We start from the raw sequence: 16217 nt of genomic DNA, 5'->3' as shown, positions 1-16217 counted from the left end.
GGTATCCCACCTGATTACCTGCTCTGCTTTCTCAGCAAATAAACAAAGTACGGCGCGCCGATAAAGGTCGACAGCAGCCCGGCCGGGATCTGGAACGGGAACATCAGCATGCGTCCGCACCAGTCAGCCAGCACCAGCAGCACGCCACCGATCAGCGCCGACATCACCATATGCGGCATCGCCCGGCGGAAGCCCATCATTCTGGCAATATGCGGTGCCATCAGGCCGATAAAGCTTAGCGGGCCGATAGTCATAGTGGCGGTCGCTGTCAGACAGGCGGCCAGCAGCAGCAGGCCAACGCGTGAAGGCGTCAGCGCCATTCCCACCGCACGAGCAGTCTCACCGCCCAGCGGCAGAATCGTCAGCCAGCGACGGCACAGCGGCGCAAGCGCCAGCAGCACAACCATGACCGCAAAGGTTTTCACCGCCTGCTCACCGGTCGCCCCGTAGGTTGAACCGGAAATCCAGGTCAGGATCTGGGCCATACGCGGATCGCCGCTGGCCTGCAGCATCATCAGGAGCATGGTAAAGGCGGTACTGAGCGCCATCCCGGCAAGCAGCATCCGGTGCGGCGAAAAGCCCCCGCGCCCGGCGGCAATCAGGATAATCAGCAGCGTTCCGGCAGCACCAAGACTGCCCGCAGGCAGCAGCCAGCCAAAGGCATTGCCGGGCACGAAGAACAGCATCAGCACCACGCCAAAGGCCGCGCCGGAGCTGATCCCCAGCACTTCGGGGCTGGCCATCGGGTTGCCGGTCAGGCGCTGGATAATACAGCCCGCGACCGCCAGCATCATCCCGGCGGTCAGGGCCGCCACAATGCGCGGCCAGCGCCACTCCAGCAGGACATTCAGCACGTCGCCGCTGGCCCAGGTCCAGCCTTGCGCGTCGCGGCCAAAGAATAGCGCCACGGTCGCCGCCAGCAGCAGGAACAGAACACCGCCGAGGGCAAACCACGGCAGATGCTGACGCTCGGCCGGTACGGTGTCTCCGGCATTCATTGCCGGAGCGCTCATACTGCGCAGACGCGGCAGCAGCCACAGCAGCAGCGGCGCGCCGATAAGCGCGGTGATGGCACCGGTGGAGACTTCCATCCATACCCGCGTCAGCCACAGCACTATCTGATCGGACAGCCAGAGGATCAGCGCCCCGATCAGCGGAGCCACCAGCAGGCGCGGCAGAAGTCGGCGCACGCCAACCATCTTCGCCAGCAGCGGCGAAAACAGGCCGATAAAGCCGATAATCCCGACCGCGTTAACCAGCAGTGCGCTTAGCACAATCGCCAGCGTCAGCGCCGCCAGACGAGCCAGAGACAGGGCCAGCCCAAGATTGCGGGCCACGCCGTCATCCAGCCCCATTAAGGTCAGGGGACGCAGCAGAAGCAGGGTCAGCATCGCACCGATCAGCAGCTGTGGCCACAGCCGCTGGACGATACTCCAGTCTGTCTGGGTCAGGCTGCCGGTGCTCCACAGGAACATGCCCTGAAGCTGATCGTGATGGAACAGTACCAGCAGCTGGTTAATCGCCCCGCAGTAGAGGCTGACCACCAGACCGGCCAGGATCAGCGTCACCGGCGATAAACGTTTCCCCCAGGCCACGCCAAACACCAGCGCACCCACCACGCAGGCACCGGCCAGCGCCGCAAACTGCGAGGCCATCACGCCCGGGATCGCCCACAGGGCGGTAATCGTCATCCCCAACTGTGCGCCGGTAGAGACACCCAGCGTGGTCGGCTCGGCCAGCGGGTTACGCAGCACCTGCTGGAACAGCACGCCCACCAGCCCCAGCCCGGCACCCACCAGGAGTGAAATCACCAGCCTCGGCAACAGGCTGTAGTGGAACAGCATCTGCTGGATACGATCCTGGTCAGGCTGCCAGAACGCTTCGCCCCACTGCGCACGCGGCAGGGTATGGGTTAAATTCGACCAGCTTAACAGGGCGGCCAGCACAAAGAGGACGGCCAGCAGCGCCGGGAAGACGAGATTGCGGCGCGTCATGCTTTGCCTCCCAGCGCGCCATCCAGCACACGGGCAAAGTGCATCGCGGAAAGCGTCGCCCCGTAGAACCAGACAGCAGGAACCCGCTGGAAGCGACCGGCACGCACAAAGGGCATCGCCTGCCACAGCGGCGTCGCCATCAGCGTCTGCATATCCGCCTCGTTACCGTGATCGAAGCAGAGCACGTCCACGTCGTCTTTAAAGCTGGCCAGACGGTCGATACCAACGGTCGTGCTACCCCAGAAGGTCTCTTCGCCATGCCAGGCATTCTCGATGCCGTAGCGATCGAGCACTTCCTGGAACAGGCAATTGGAACCAAATACCAGCATATGACGGGTATCGAGCAAGGTCAGCATCAGCAGCGGACGGCTGCCGCGCCCGGCAAAGCGGGGTTTAATTGACTCGATAAGCTGTTCAAATTCGTCGAGATGCTTATTCGCCGCCGCCTGCATATCCAGCAGCTGCGCCATCTCTCCCAGGGAGTTGCGCGCCATCGTCAGCGGCTTTTTGCCGTCGCTAAAGGTAAAGCCGCGGCCGGGCGCAATTTTCGCCAGCGTCGACGAAGAAGGACCGTAGCCTGCCGACCAGACCAGATACGAGGGCTTCATCTGGGTCAGCAGTTCAAGATTGGGTTCGGTACGCAGGCCCACGTCAATCACCGTCGAGGGCAGCGAGGGTTCATTCACCCACAGATTGTAATTATTCACGTCAGCCACGCCATAGGGCATCACGCCCAGCGCCAGCAGCAGCTCAACCGGCAGCCACTCCAGCGCCACGATGCGATGCGGATCGATGCTGGCCGCACGGGCATCGCGCATCTGCCAGAGCAGCGGCGACAGGGCCATAGCCGTCAGTAAGCGACGGCGGCTTATCAGATTCGAAACCATCAGTAGACGAAGCTCACGGGTGCCGCGCCGCCAGGGTGCGGCAGAATACCCATCGGGATCCCGTAGATTTTCTCCAGGGTTTCACCGCGCATCAGCTCATCCGGCGTGCCCTGGGCAATACACTCCCCGCCGCGCAGGGCAACAAGATAATCACAGTAGCGGGCGGCCATATTGATATCGTGCAGCACGGCGATCACCGTCAGGCCACGCTCCTGACTCAGGCGATGCACCAGCGCCAGGACGTCAACCTGGTGAGCGATATCCAGCGCCGAGGTGGGTTCATCCAGCAGCAGGCAGCGACTGTCCTGCGCCACCAGCATGGCGATCCACGCCCGCTGACGCTCCCCGCCGGAGAGGCTGTCTACCAGACGGTGAGCCAGCGGCTTCAGGCCGACCAGCGCAATCGCCTCTTCCACCTTTTCCCGGTCGGCCACGCCGAAACGCCCCAGCGCCCCGTGCCACGGATAGCGACCAATCGCCACCAGCTCGCGCACCGTCATCCCTTCCGCCTGCGGCAGCTGCTGCGGCAGATAGGCCACTTTGCGGGCAAAGGCCTTGCTGTTCCAGCTCTCCAGCGGCTGCGCGTCGAGCAAAATATTGCCGTCTGACGGTGGCTGGTGACGACCGAGCATCTTCAGCAGGGTAGATTTTCCGGAGCCGTTATGGCCAATCAGACCGGTCACTTTTCCCTGCGGAAAGGTCAGCGACAGCGGATGCAGCAGCGTGCGTCCGGGAACGCGGAAAGAGACCTGCGACAGGGCGAAGGTGGTATCAGGATGCGTTTGGTTTTCCTGCATAGCGTCCAACTTGTTGAGCGGGAACAGCACGCCGTGCCCGGATGGCGAAATGATAAGGTAAACGAGAATGATTATTATAGCTGCGAAATAATAGGCGAAACGACGCAGGTTTTTCAAGCGCTATGGGCACTGGCGGGGTTTGAAGGCCTAATTAATAGCCACAATAACACTATTGATTTACGCATAAAAAAAAGCCCCTTGATGATCAAGGGGCCCTGTCACCTAGTTACTGCCGAACATCTCTTTTATCCAGCCAGCGACGCCGTCGCTCTTCTCTTCCTGCTGCTGCGGCGGCTGTTGAGGCTGCTGCTGTTGCGGGTTCTCAGGCTGAGCAAACGGGTTATTGTTTTGCGCCGGCTGATTCTGGTTCAGCTGGCACAGCTGATCCGGTTGGGTGGTCCAGACCGGCAGAGTACGCGTACCGCCACCGCAGACAAAGTTGCCCATATCATCAACGCCCATGTCGACAATATCTTCCGGCGGAGTCAGGTTCAGCGGATTCGGTGGCTGATTCGCCAGATAGCGCTGATAAATAGACATTGCCCCGCTGGAGCCGTACAGCTTCGTCGGCTGGTTGTTATCGCGGCCCACCCAGGTAATCGCGACTTCACGACCGTCGATACCGGCAAACCAGGTATCGACGTTGTTGTTGGTGGTCCCGGTTTTACCCGCCAGATGCATGGACGGATACTTCGCGCCAAGCTGGCGACCGGTACCGCGCTCAATCACCTGCTGCATGGTCCACAGGGTCAGATATGCCGCCTGCGCCGGAACGGCACGTTCCGACTGCGGATAGCTCTGATAGAGCACGTTACCGTCTTCGGCAATGACCGAACGCAGCGAAGAGAGCTGCGCACGATTCCCGCCGCTGGCGATGGTCTGGAACGCCTGGGCCACTTCGACCGGCGTCAGGTTCAGCGCACCCAGCAGCATTGCCGGAACGGCGTGCAGCTGATCTTTCGGCGCGCCAAGCTTCTGCCAGGTATCGGTGACCGCTGGCAGACCCAGCGCCATCCCCAGATTGACCGTCGGGACGTTCATGGAGCGGGTTAAGGCATCCACCAGCATCACCTGCCCGCTAAAGCGACGGTCGTCGTTCTGCGGCGACCAGACCTGGCCATTCGGCTGGCGCAGAGAGATCGGCGCATCGGCAATCCAGGTATTCAGCCGGTACAGATTCGGCTGGCTCAGCGCGGTCAGGTAGGTGGCCGGTTTTGCCAGCGACCCGATAGAACGCCTTGCCTGCATGGCGCGGTTATAGCCCGCAAACTGCGGGTTAGCGCCGCCCACCATGGCGCGAACTTCCCCGCTGTAGCGATCGACAATCACCATCGCCGTTTCAAGATCGGTCAGCTTGCGCTGTTTGATCAGCGCCGGGATCCCTTCGACCACCGCTTTCTCCGCGGCGTCCTGCGCCATCGAGTCAAAGGTGGTAAAGATTTTCACGCCGGAGAGATCTTTCACTTTATCGCCCAGCTTCGCCTGCAGCTCCTGGCGAACCATCTGCATAAAGGCCGGCTGCGGTGAGATCACCCCGCCACGCGGCTGCACGCCCAGCGGACGGGCGCTCAGCATTTCATACAGCTCCTGGTCGATCACCTGCTGCTGCTGCAGCAAGCGCAGCACCAGATTACGGCGTTCGAGGGCCAGTTTCGGGTTGCGCCACGGGTTGTAGACCGACGCCCCTTTGACCATACCCACCAGCAGCGCCTGCTGGTCAAGGCTCAGCTCTTCCACCGGACGGCCAAAGTAGTAAAGGCTGGCCAGCGGGAAGCCGCGAATTTCGCTATCGCCGCTCTGACCGAGATAGACCTCGTTCATATACAGCTCAAGGATGCGATCCTTGCTGTAGCGGGCATCCATAATCAGCGCCATATAGGCTTCGTTGGCTTTACGCCAGTAGGAGCGCTCGCTGGAGAGGAACAGGTTTTTCACCAGCTGCTGGGTCAGCGTACTGGCCCCCTGGACGGTGCGACCGGCGGTCAGGTTTGCCAGCACCGCACGGCCAATGGAGTACACGCTGATCCCGTCATGCTCGTAGAAGTGACGGTCTTCCGTGGCCAGCAGGGTATCCACCAGCAGATCCGGGAAGCCGCTGCGCGGCACAAACAGGCGCTGCTCGCCGTTCGGCGACGAGAGCATGGTGATCAGACGCGGATCGAGACGGAAGAAACCGAACTGACGATTGCTGTCCAGATTCTCGATAGTCTCCAGGCGATCGCCATCAAAGGTCAGACGCGCACGCACCTGGCCCTCTTTGCTGTCCGGGAAATCAAACGGACGGCGGATCATCTCGACGCTGTTGGCCTGAACCGTAAACTCGCCGGGACGGGTCATCTTCGTCACCTGGCGGTACTGGGTGGCCGTCAGCAGCTTCACCATCTCATTTTTGCTGATGGGCATATCCGGTTCGAGGTTGACCATCCGGCCATACACCGCCGCCGGAAGCTGCCATACCTTACCGTCAATGCGGCTGCGGATTTTTTGATCCAGGTAGACGCCATAGATCGCCATCAATACGGCAAAGACAATACCGATTTTCAGCAGCAGCCAGAACCAGCCGCGTTTGCCGCGAGGCCCGCGACCTTTTCCCTTACCTTTACGCGGCATCGGCTCTTCATCCTCATCGTCATCTTCATAGTCGTCGTCATACTCCTCATCACGGAGCTGACGACGGCTCACTTTTTCTTTCGCCGGACGCGTGGTCCTTCCTTTACGTCCAATCGGCTCGCGGTCATTCCCCGCCATGCTCTCTCTCCGCAACATTCAGGCGCAAGGGCCCGATTCTCAATTTTTCTCCCGGCGGGAGAAAGAAGAAATCTCTCAATTTTTCCCGCAGCGGGACACCGCCCGCTACGAGTACTTTTTAGTGCGCCGCGTCGGCGCGGTGTTAGCCGGATCGTCCGGCCAGACATGCTTCGGGTAACGCCCTTTCATCTCTTTTTGCACTTCGCGATACGCGCCCTGCCAGAAGGCGCTGAGATCGCGGGTGATCTGCAGCGGACGCATCGCCGGCGACAGCAGCTCAACCACCAGCGCTACGCGTCCCCGGGCAATCGTCGGCGTTGTCGCCTCGCCAAACATCTCCTGCATTCTGACGGCCAGCACGGGCGGATTCTCCTCGTGATAGCGCAGGGCAACCCGGCTTCCGGTCGGCACAGTGTAATGCGACGGCAGCTCACTATCCAGCCGTTGACGTAATGACCACGGCAGCCACTGCTGTAAGGCCTGGCTGACATCCAGCGCTTTCAGCGCCCGCAGGGAGTGAACGCCCGCCATCTGCGGCAGCAGCCACGCCTCCAGCGACGCCAGCAGCGAGGCATCATCGACCGCCGGCCACGCCTCTTCCGGCAGCCACTGCGCGGCACAGTGTAAACGCAAACGCAGCTGCTCCGCCTCCGGCGTCCAGTTCAGCACCGTCAGGCCTTTTTCGCGGATGCCGTTGAGCATCGCCTGATGCAGCTCCGTCTCAGACGGCTTTGCCAGCGGCTGCACTTTGAGCGTGAGCTGGCCTATCTGGCTGCGGCGCAGCGCTTTTAGCGTTCCCTGGGCGTCATTCCACTCCACCACGTCCGACTGCGTGATCAGCTGCGGGCAGTCGGCAATCAGGGCGTCAATATCCAGCGGCAGCGCCAGCAGAATACGCGCATCCGGCGACGCATTGCCCTGTAAAAGCAGCGGTGCCACCAGCCATTCGTGGCGATTAAGCGGATCGTCACTGTCGAGCATCGCACCCATACCGTTTGCCAGCTGATAGCGCCCTTCTGCACCCCGACGACGGGCAATGCGGTCGGCAAAGGCACAGGCCAGCAGCGACGGCAACAGCGCACTGTCCACCGCGCCGCCGCGGCTATTAAGCCGTTTAAGGAGCTGACTGGCTCGCTGCTGCCAGTTGCTCTGCGAGCGGGAGAATACGGCCCCCAGGTCGCTGGTGCTGCCGCGAGGTGGCTCTTCGAGTAGCCCCGCCAGTCGGGCAGCGGTCGCCTGCGCATCCGCCCCCTCAGCGTTCACCAGCATGGCCGCCAGTCGGGGATCGCAGCCGAGCGCCGCCATTTTTTTGCCGCTGGCGGTGAGCCTGTCCTTCTCCAGCGCCTGTAGCTGGATGAGCAACCGCTGCGCGGCGGCAAGATTTGCCGCCGGAGGTCGATCCAGCCAGCTCAGGCCCGCCGGATCGGCACAGCCCCACTGATGAAGATCGAGCAGCAAACCGGCCAGATCGCTGTGCAGGATCTCCGCATCGCCCTGCGCCGCGGCGCGCTCCGCCAGCTCTTTCGGCAGCAGATGTAGGCAGATCCCCGGCTCCAGTCGCCCCGCACGCCCGGCGCGCTGGGTCATCGACGCCTGGCTGATACGCTGGGTAAAAAGCCGGGTCAGGCCCGTGCGCGGATCAAAATGGGCAACCCGCTCCTGGGCGCTGTCCACCACCAGGCGAATGCCTTCGATGGTCAGACTGGTTTCGGCAATATTGGTGGCCAGCACCACTTTGCGCTTGCCCTCCGGCGCGGGCAGGATCGCCCTGCGCTGCTCGCTCAGAGGCAGCGCGCCATAGAGAGGACAGAGCAGGACATCGTCGCCAACGCGCCCGCTGAGCTGCGTCTGAACCCGCAGGATCTCCCCGACGCCGGGCAAAAACAGCAGCAGCGAGCCGGGTTCATCCCGCAAAAGCGCCGCCGTGGCCTGCGCTATCGCTTCGTCACTGCGCAGCTGGGCCGGAAGGGACTGATAGCGGCGCTCCACCGGGAAGGCGCGCCCCTGAGAAACGATGGTCGGCGCATCGGGCAGAAGCTGCGACAGTCGGTCATTATCGAGGGTGGCGGACATAATCAGCAGTTTTAAGTCTTCCCGCAGACCCTGCTGGACATCGAGCAGCAGCGCCAGGGCCAGATCCGCCTGCAGGCTGCGCTCGTGGAATTCATCGAGGATCACCAGCCCAACGCCGTTCAGCTCGGGATCGTGCTGGATCATCCGGGTTAAGATCCCCTCAGTGACTACCTCCAGCCGGGTCGTCGGCCCGACGCAGGTTTCCGCCCGCATCCGGTAGCCGACGGTCTCGCCCGGCTTCTCATTGAGCAGCTCCGCCAGCCGCTGGGCCACGTTACGGGCCGCCAGTCGACGCGGCTCCAGCAGAATAATGCGACCGGCAATCGCGCCATGCTGCAAAATTTGCAGCGGTAGCCAGGTCGATTTTCCCGCACCGGTCGGGGCATTCAGCAGGACCTGCGGCGCATCAGAGAGGGCGGCAAGCAGTTCAGGCAACACGGCGGCAACCGGCAAAGAGGTCACAAATGGCTCCAGAGGGTTAACATTCAAGGGCGTGCATTGTAGCATCGCCACAAACCATTACCGAGTATCGACCATGTCCGACGCCAAAAGGCTGTTTTTCGCCATCGAACTGCCCGCTGAAGTGCAGCAAAGTCTGATTCACTGGCGCGCCGACAGCTTTGCGCCGGAGGCCGGACGTCCCGTACCTGCGGCTAACCTGCATATGACCCTGGCCTTTCTCGGTGAAATCAGCCCGGAGAAGCAGCGGGCGCTGGAAGCGCTTGCCGGACGTATTCACCAGCCGGGCTTTACTCTGAATCTGGACGATGCCGGCCACTGGCCGCGTTCGCGGGTGGTCTGGCTGGGTACGCGTCAGCCGCCACGCGGTCTGCTTCAGCTGGCGAATATGCTGCGCGCCCAGGCCGCCCGCAGCGGCTGCTATCAAAGCCCACAGCCTTTTCACCCCCATATCACGCTATTGCGCGATGCGCAGAGCGTTCAGGCGATTCCACCACCCGGCTTTCACTGGTCGTTTCCGGTCAAAGAGTTTGTGCTGTATGAATCCAGCTATACGCGGGGGCGCACGCGCTATACCCCGCTGAACCGCTGGACGCTGATGGAATCATAAAGGAACCCCTATGCAGTTTTCTCCCCCTTTACAGGCCGCCACCCTGATTAAACGTTACAAGCGGTTTCTGGCCGACGTGCTCACCCCGGACGGCGAAATTCTTACCCTGCACTGCCCGAATACCGGGGCAATGACCGGCTGCGCTACGCCTGGCGATACGGTCTGGTATTCGACCTCATCGAACCTGAAGCGTAAGTACCCGCACACCTGGGAACTGACCCAGACGCAGCAGGGCGCCTGGATCTGCGTCAATACCCAACAGGCTAACGCGCTGGTGAAAGAGGCGCTGCTGGCGGAAACCCTGCCGCCGTTCGTCGGCTACAGCACGCTGAAAAGCGAGGTGAAATATGGAGCAGAAGGAAGCCGTGTTGACGTGATGTTGCAGGCAGAGGATCGCCGCAACTGCTATATTGAAGTCAAATCGGTAACGCTCGCGGAAAGCGAGTCGGGGTATTTTCCCGATGCGGTTACCGTACGCGGTCAAAAGCATCTTCGGGAATTGATGAGCGTAGCGGCCAGCGGCGATCGGGCGGTTATCCTGTTCGCCGTTCTACACTCAGCGATTACACGTTTTTCCCCCGCGCGCCATATTGATGCGAAGTACGCGCAACTGTTGAGTGAGGCACAAATGAGCGGCGTAGAAATTTGGGCTTATAAAGCTGAACTTTCTGCCGATAATATGACTCTGAAGGAACCGTTACCCGTTTCGCTGTGATATTTTGCGATACGGCTTTTCGGGTTTTGGCCGCGTGCGCAAATACGCTTTTCTTCACAGGCTTGTCAAGAGTAACGTATAGATAATTGCCATGTGGAAAAGCATCTGCTATTTATAGCGGCCAGATTTTCCCCCACACGGGGATCGATAGTGCGTGTTAAGGAGAAGCAACATGCAAGAAGGGCAAAACCGTAAAACATCGTCCCTGAGTATTCTCGCCATTGCAGGGGTAGAGCCGTATCAAGTGAAGCCGGGCGAAGAGTATATGAACGAAGCCCAGCTGACGCACTTCAGACGTATTCTGGAAGCATGGCGTAATCAACTTAGGGATGAAGTCGATCGCACCGTTACCCACATGCAGGACGAAGCTGCTAACTTCCCGGACCCGGTTGACCGTGCGGCCCAGGAAGAAGAGTTCAGCCTCGAACTGCGTAACCGCGATCGCGAGCGTAAGCTGATCAAAAAGATCGAGAAGACGCTGAAAAAAGTTGAAGATGAAGATTTCGGCTACTGCGAATCCTGCGGCGTTGAAATTGGTATTCGTCGCCTGGAAGCGCGTCCGACGGCCGATCTGTGCATCGATTGCAAAACGCTGGCTGAAATCCGCGAAAAACAGATGGCGGGCTGATAGCCGGGTTATCCTGAAGCCAGTACGCTGCAGCTCGCGTCAAACAACGCGATGCCCTGACATCTGGCAACCTGAGGCGGGGTTTCCCCGCCTTTTTTAATCGTATCTTTCGGTATGTCTGAATCACACTATATCGGGCGCTTTGCGCCATCCCCATCCGGTGAGCTGCATTTTGGTTCGCTGATCGCTGCTCTCGGCAGCTACCTCCAGGCCCGCTCGCAGCAGGGTATCTGGTGGGTACGCATCGAAGATATCGACCCTCCCCGCGAAGTCCCCGGTGCCGCCGACGTTATTCTCCGTCAGCTGGAACACTATGGTCTGCACTGGGATGGCGAGGTGCTGTGGCAATCTCAGCGACATGATGCCTATCGTGCGGCGCTGACGTGGCTACAGCAGCAGGGACTGAGCTACTACTGCACCTGTACGCGGGCGCGCATCCAACAGGTCGGCGGGTTCTATGACGGCCACTGCCGTACGCAGCACAACGGCCCGCATAACGCGGCCATTCGCCTGCGCCAGCGACAGCCGGTCATCGGCTTCAACGATAGACTGCGCGGAGAAATCCACGTTGATGAGGCGCTCGCTCGCGAGGACTTTATTATTCACCGTCGCGACGGCCTGTTTGCCTACAATCTGGCGGTCGTGGTCGATGACCATTTTCAGGGCGTCACCGAAATTGTGCGCGGCGCGGATCTAATTGACCCAACGGTGCGGCAAATTTCGCTCTATCAGCACTTCGACTGGCCGGTGCCGGACTATATTCATTTACCGCTGGCGTTAACCCCACAGGGGAATAAACTGTCGAAGCAAAACCACGCCCCGGCCCTGCCAGAGGGCGACCCGAGACCGATTATTATCAGTGCATTACAATTTCTTGGTCAGCCTGTCACAAAAGGCTGGCAGGATCTGAGCCTGGAGGAATTACTGGCCCAGGCGGTGACCAGTTGGTCGCTTGCTGACGTACCGAAAACGGCGGATGTGAATCCGCGATTCTCAAATGCGTCTCGCTGAGCTATGATTAGCCGCTATTTTTTTGTCCTGATGCTGACTGACACTACAGAGGTGTACTATTTTTACCCGAGTCGCTAATTTTTGCCGTAAGGTGCTAAGCCGCGAGGAAAGCGAAATCGAACAGGCGATTGTTCGGCCCGCTATGACGGCGATCCCCCGCGAGCAGCACGCTATTTCCCGCAAAGATATCAGTGAAAACGCCCTGAAGGTGCTCTACCGACTGAATAAAGCCGGTTATGAGGCCTATCTTGTCGGCGGCGGGGTACGCGATCTCCTGCTGGGCACAAAGCCCAAAGACTTTGACGTGACCACCAGTGCCACGCCGGACCAGGTGCGCAAACTTTTCCGTAACTGTCGTCTGGTAGGCCGTCGTTTCCGTCTGGCCCACGTCATGTTCGGCCCGGAAATTATCGAAGTCGCCACTTTCCGTGGTCACCACGACGGTAGCCCGGACGATCGTGCCACTTCCCAGCGCGGCCAGAACGGCATGCTGCTGCGCGACAATATCTTCGGCTCCATCGAAGAAGATGCCCAGCGTCGCGACTTCACCATCAACAGCCTCTATTACAGCGTCGCCGACTTTACCGTTCGTGACTATGTGGGTGGTATGCAGGACCTGAGCGACGGCGTGATCCGTCTGATCGGCGTCCCGGAAACCCGCTACCGCGAAGATCCGGTGCGGATGCTGCGCGCGGTGCGCTTCGCCGCCAAGCTGAACATGACCATCAGCCCGGAAAGCGCCGAGCCGCTGCCGCGTCTGGCAACGCTTATCAACGATGTGCCACCGGCCCGTCTGTTCGAAGAATCGCTCAAGCTGCTGCAGGCCGGTCACGGCTTTGCCACCTATAAGCTGCTGCGCGAATACAGCCTTTTCCAGCCTCTGTTCCCGTCCATCACCCGCTACTTCACCGAACAAGGTGATAGCCCGATGGAACGCATTATTGCCCAGGTGCTGAAGAATACCGACAACCGTATCCAGAACGATATGCGCGTCAATCCGGCCTTCCTGTTCGCAGCGATGTTCTGGTATCCGCTGCTCGAAGCCGCGCAGAAAATCGCCCAGGAAAGCGGTCTGGCCTACTATGACGCCTTTGCGATGGCGATGAACGACGTGCTGGATGAAGCCTGTCGTTCACTGGCGATCCCGAAACGCATCACCACCCTGACCCGCGATATCTGGCAGCTTCAGCTGCGGATCTCCCGTCGCCAGGGCAAGCGTGCCTGGAAACTGATGGAGCATCCGAAGTTCCGCGCCGCCTACGATCTGCTGGCGCTGCGTGCGGAAGTCGAGCACAACGCCGAACTGCAGCGTCTGGTGCAGTGGTGGGGAGAATTCCAGGTTGCCGCACCGCCGGCGCAGAAAGATATGCTTAACGGCCTCGAAGAAGAACCGGCCGCACGCCGCCGTCATCGTCGTCCCCGTAAGCGCGCTCCTCGTCCGTGACCCGCGTCTGGCTGGCTATCGGCAGCAATCTCGCTTCGCCGCTACAGCAGGTTAACGCCGCGCTGGCGGCGCTGGCGCAGATCCCCGATACCCGGGTTGTGACGGTGTCGGCGTTCTACCGCACGCCGCCGCTCGGCCCGCAGGATCAGCCTGACTATCTCAACGCCGCCGTAGCGCTCGATACCGCTCTTGAACCCGAAGTTCTGCTGGATCATACCCAGCGTATAGAGCTGCAGCAGGGTCGCGTTCGCAAAGATGAACGCTGGGGACCGCGCACCCTGGATCTCGATATCATGCTGTTTGGCGACCGGGTGATGAATACCCCACGCCTGACCGTTCCCCACTACGATATGAAAAACCGCGGCTTTATGCTCTGGCCGCTGTTTGAGATCGCCCCCGAGCTGGCCTTCCCTGAGGGTGAAACGCTAGAAGCCGTGCTTCAGCGTCTGGGCGTGCCGTCACCGGCACGCTGGTCCTGATTCTTCATTGCAAGACCTCATACAGACGCAAACTATCTCAAAAAAGCGAAATTTTGAGATAGTTTGCATCCTGACCCGAAATCTATCTCAATTTCGTCAAATTTTGAGATAGTGCGAAGCCATAGAGATACCCCAATCCTCATAGGCATTAGCATGAGAGTAATCTCTCACCATCGCCTAAAAACATTGTCCCTCGCAAAAGCGCTGATTAGAATGCGTCGACATTGCCCGTTCTCAGGATAATTCATGAAGCCGACAACTATCACGGCGCTCTATAAGCGCAAGCAAGAGAAAAAACGTTTTGCCACCCTGACCGCCTACGACTACAGCTTTGCAAAGCTGTTTGCCGATGAAGGGATCGATGTTCTGCTGGTCGGCGATTCGCTGGGTATGACGGTTCAGGGCAACGACTCCACCCTGCCGGTGACGGTCGAAGAGATTGCTTACCATACCCGCGCCGTACGCCGTGGTGCGCCTGCCTGTCTGCTGCTCTCCGACCTGCCGTTTATGGCCTATGCGACGCCGGAGCAGGCGTTTGAAAACGCCGCTATCGTGATGCGCGCAGGGGCCAATATGGTCAAAATCGAAGGCGGAGCCTGGCTTGCACCGACGGTCAAAATGCTGACCGAGCGCGCCGTACCGGTCTGCGGTCATCTGGGCCTGACCCCGCAGTCGGTCAATATCTTCGGCGGCTATAAGGTGCAGGGACGCGGTGACGCGGCCCGGACTCTGCTTGACGATGCGCTGGCCCTTGAAGCGGCCGGTGCACAGCTGCTGGTGCTGGAGTGCGTCCCGGTTGAGCTGGCGAAACGCGTAACCGAGGCGCTTCAGATCCCGGTTATCGGTATTGGTGCCGGTAACGTCACCGACGGCCAGATCCTGGTGATGCATGACGCTTTTGGCATTACCGGCGGCCATATCCCTAAATTTGCGAAGAATTTCCTGATCGAAACGGGCGACATGCGTGCGGCCGTACGGCAGTATATTGCCGACGTTGAATCCGGATCTTATCCGGATGACGAACACAGTTTCCATTAATGCCTGACCTTCAGGACTGAGGAGTATTGTTGTGCTGATTATCGAAACGCTTCCGCTGCTGCGCCAGCATATCCGCCGCCTGCGTGAGCAGGGCCAGCGTATTGCGCTGGTTCCCACGATGGGCAACCTGCACGACGGGCATATGAAGCTGGTCGACGAAGCCCGCGCCCGTGCCGACGTGGTGGTGGTGAGTATTTTTGTCAATCCGATGCAGTTCGACCGGGCGGACGATCTGGCCCGCTACCCGCGCACCCTGCAGCAGGACTGCGAGAAGCTCAACAAGCGCAAAGTGGATCTGGTCTTCGCCCCCGCGCCCGCCGATATCTACCCGCAGGGTACCGACACCCAGACGTTTGTTGACGTTCCCGGCCTGTCGACCATGCTGGAAGGCGCCAGCCGTCCGGGCCATTTCCGCGGTGTCTCCACCATCGTCAGCAAGCTGTTTAACCTCGTCCAGCCGGACGTGGCCTGCTTCGGTGAGAAAGACTTCCAGCAGGTGGCGGTGATCCGCAAAATGGTCGCCGATATGGGCTACGACATCGATATTGTCGGGGTACCGACAGTACGCGCCAAAGATGGCCTGGCACTCAGCTCCCGCAACGGCTATCTGACCGCCGCCGAGCGTAAAATCGCGCCGGGACTGAGCAAAGTGATGAGTGAGATTGGCGACAAGCTGCAGGCAGGCGATCGCAACCTCGACGAAATTATCGCTCTCGCCACGCAGGCTCTGAATGAAAAAGGCTTCCGTACCGACGACATTCAGATCCGCGATGCGGACACCCTGCTTGAGCTGAGCGATGCCAGCCAGCGCGCGACGATCCTGATGGCCGCATGGCTGGGTCAGGCGCGACTGATCGACAATAAAACAGTTGAATTAACCCGCTAGACAGGGGTTATACTGCCCGGCACAGCCCGCCGGGCACACAGTTCAGGTAAGGTAAAGGTTATGATCCGTACAATGCTGCAAGGCAAGCTTCACCGCGTCAAAGTGACCCAGGCCGATCTTCACTATGAAGGCTCCTGCGCCATTGACCAGGATTTCCTTGAGGCGGCCGGTATTCTGGAATACGAAGCCATCGATATTTACAACGTCACCAACGGTAAGCGTTTCTCGACCTACGCCATCTCCGGCGAGCGCGGCTCGCGCATTATTTCCGTCAACGGTGCGGCGGCTCACTGTGCCGACGTCGGCGATATCCTGATTATCGCCAGCTACGTCACCATGCCGGACGAGCAGGCCCGCAGCTGGCAGCCGAAAGTCGCCTACTTTGACGGCGACAATGAGATGAAGCGTAAAGCGAAAGCCGTACCGGTTCAGGTTGCCTGAGTCGTGA

The 16217-nt window shown here is 60.2% G+C and carries 14 protein-coding genes; 9 read left to right on the top strand and 5 right to left on the bottom strand.

What is annotated here, in order from left to right:
* Nucleotides 1-14: 14 nt before the first annotated feature.
* From fhuB to hrpB, 5 genes are all read right to left on the bottom strand, one after another.
* Nucleotides 15-1994 (bottom strand): Fe(3+)-hydroxamate ABC transporter permease FhuB, encoded by a 1980-nt coding sequence (gene fhuB / locus EDF81_RS17825; RefSeq protein WP_123349486.1) that lies wholly within the window; start codon nt 1992-1994, stop codon nt 15-17.
* Complete coding sequence (gene fhuD, locus EDF81_RS17820; RefSeq protein ID WP_123349485.1) at nt 1991-2881, bottom strand: Fe(3+)-hydroxamate ABC transporter substrate-binding protein FhuD; 891 nt, start codon at nt 2879-2881, stop codon at nt 1991-1993. The genes fhuB and fhuD overlap by 4 nt, the downstream gene beginning before the upstream one ends.
* Entirely contained in the window at nt 2881-3678 is a 798-nt protein-coding gene (gene fhuC, locus EDF81_RS17815) for a Fe3+-hydroxamate ABC transporter ATP-binding protein FhuC (protein WP_123349484.1), read from the bottom strand. The genes fhuD and fhuC overlap by 1 nt, the downstream gene beginning before the upstream one ends.
* A 222-nt stretch (nt 3679-3900) precedes the next feature.
* Entirely contained in the window at nt 3901-6426 is a 2526-nt protein-coding gene (gene mrcB / locus EDF81_RS17810; protein ID WP_123349483.1) for a bifunctional glycosyl transferase/transpeptidase, read from the bottom strand.
* 105 nt (nt 6427-6531) lie between these two features.
* Nucleotides 6532-8961 (bottom strand): ATP-dependent helicase HrpB, encoded by a 2430-nt coding sequence (hrpB, locus tag EDF81_RS17805; protein ID WP_184999536.1) that lies wholly within the window; start codon nt 8959-8961, stop codon nt 6532-6534.
* Nucleotides 8962-9034: 73 nt separating this feature from the next.
* On the opposite strand from hrpB, the gene thpR reads away from it, so the two are divergent.
* From thpR to panD, 9 genes are all read left to right on the top strand, one after another.
* The gene (gene thpR / locus EDF81_RS17800) at nt 9035-9568 is read left to right on the top strand and encodes an RNA 2',3'-cyclic phosphodiesterase (protein WP_123349481.1); all 534 of its coding nucleotides are present in this window, start codon (nt 9035-9037) and stop codon (nt 9566-9568) included.
* A gap of 10 nt (nt 9569-9578) precedes the next feature.
* The gene (sfsA, locus tag EDF81_RS17795; protein WP_123349480.1) at nt 9579-10283 is read left to right on the top strand and encodes a DNA/RNA nuclease SfsA; all 705 of its coding nucleotides are present in this window, start codon (nt 9579-9581) and stop codon (nt 10281-10283) included.
* 172 nt (nt 10284-10455) lie between these two features.
* Nucleotides 10456-10911: an RNA polymerase-binding protein DksA gene (gene dksA / locus EDF81_RS17790; RefSeq protein WP_123349479.1), complete on the top strand. Its 456-nt coding sequence runs from the start codon at nt 10456-10458 to the stop codon at nt 10909-10911.
* A 114-nt stretch (nt 10912-11025) separates the two neighbouring features.
* Nucleotides 11026-11922 carry a tRNA glutamyl-Q(34) synthetase GluQRS gene (gene gluQRS / locus EDF81_RS17785; RefSeq protein ID WP_123349478.1) on the top strand — a complete coding sequence of 299 codons (897 nt, stop codon included), beginning with the start codon at nt 11026-11028 and terminating at the stop codon, nt 11920-11922.
* Nucleotides 11923-11980: 58 nt separating this feature from the next.
* Entirely contained in the window at nt 11981-13366 is a 1386-nt protein-coding gene (gene pcnB / locus EDF81_RS17780; RefSeq protein WP_221180830.1) for a polynucleotide adenylyltransferase PcnB, read from the top strand.
* A complete protein-coding gene (gene folK / locus EDF81_RS17775) occupies nt 13363-13845 on the top strand; it encodes a 2-amino-4-hydroxy-6-hydroxymethyldihydropteridine diphosphokinase (protein ID WP_123349476.1) in 483 nt (160 codons plus the stop codon). Before pcnB ends, folK begins: the two co-directional genes overlap by 4 nt.
* A 246-nt stretch (nt 13846-14091) precedes the next feature.
* The gene (panB, locus tag EDF81_RS17770; protein WP_123349475.1) at nt 14092-14883 is read left to right on the top strand and encodes a 3-methyl-2-oxobutanoate hydroxymethyltransferase; all 792 of its coding nucleotides are present in this window, start codon (nt 14092-14094) and stop codon (nt 14881-14883) included.
* 31 nt (nt 14884-14914) lie between these two features.
* The gene (gene panC, locus EDF81_RS17765; protein ID WP_123349474.1) at nt 14915-15769 is read left to right on the top strand and encodes a pantoate--beta-alanine ligase; all 855 of its coding nucleotides are present in this window, start codon (nt 14915-14917) and stop codon (nt 15767-15769) included.
* A 60-nt stretch (nt 15770-15829) separates the two neighbouring features.
* The gene (panD, locus tag EDF81_RS17760; protein ID WP_123349473.1) at nt 15830-16210 is read left to right on the top strand and encodes an aspartate 1-decarboxylase; all 381 of its coding nucleotides are present in this window, start codon (nt 15830-15832) and stop codon (nt 16208-16210) included.
* Nucleotides 16211-16217: the final 7 nt, after the last annotated feature.

This window comes from Enterobacter sp. BIGb0383 (genome assembly GCF_003751845.1).
Taxonomy (GTDB): Bacteria; Pseudomonadota; Gammaproteobacteria; order Enterobacterales; family Enterobacteriaceae; genus BIGb0383.
This window is presented reverse-complemented; position numbering and strand designations above follow the sequence as displayed.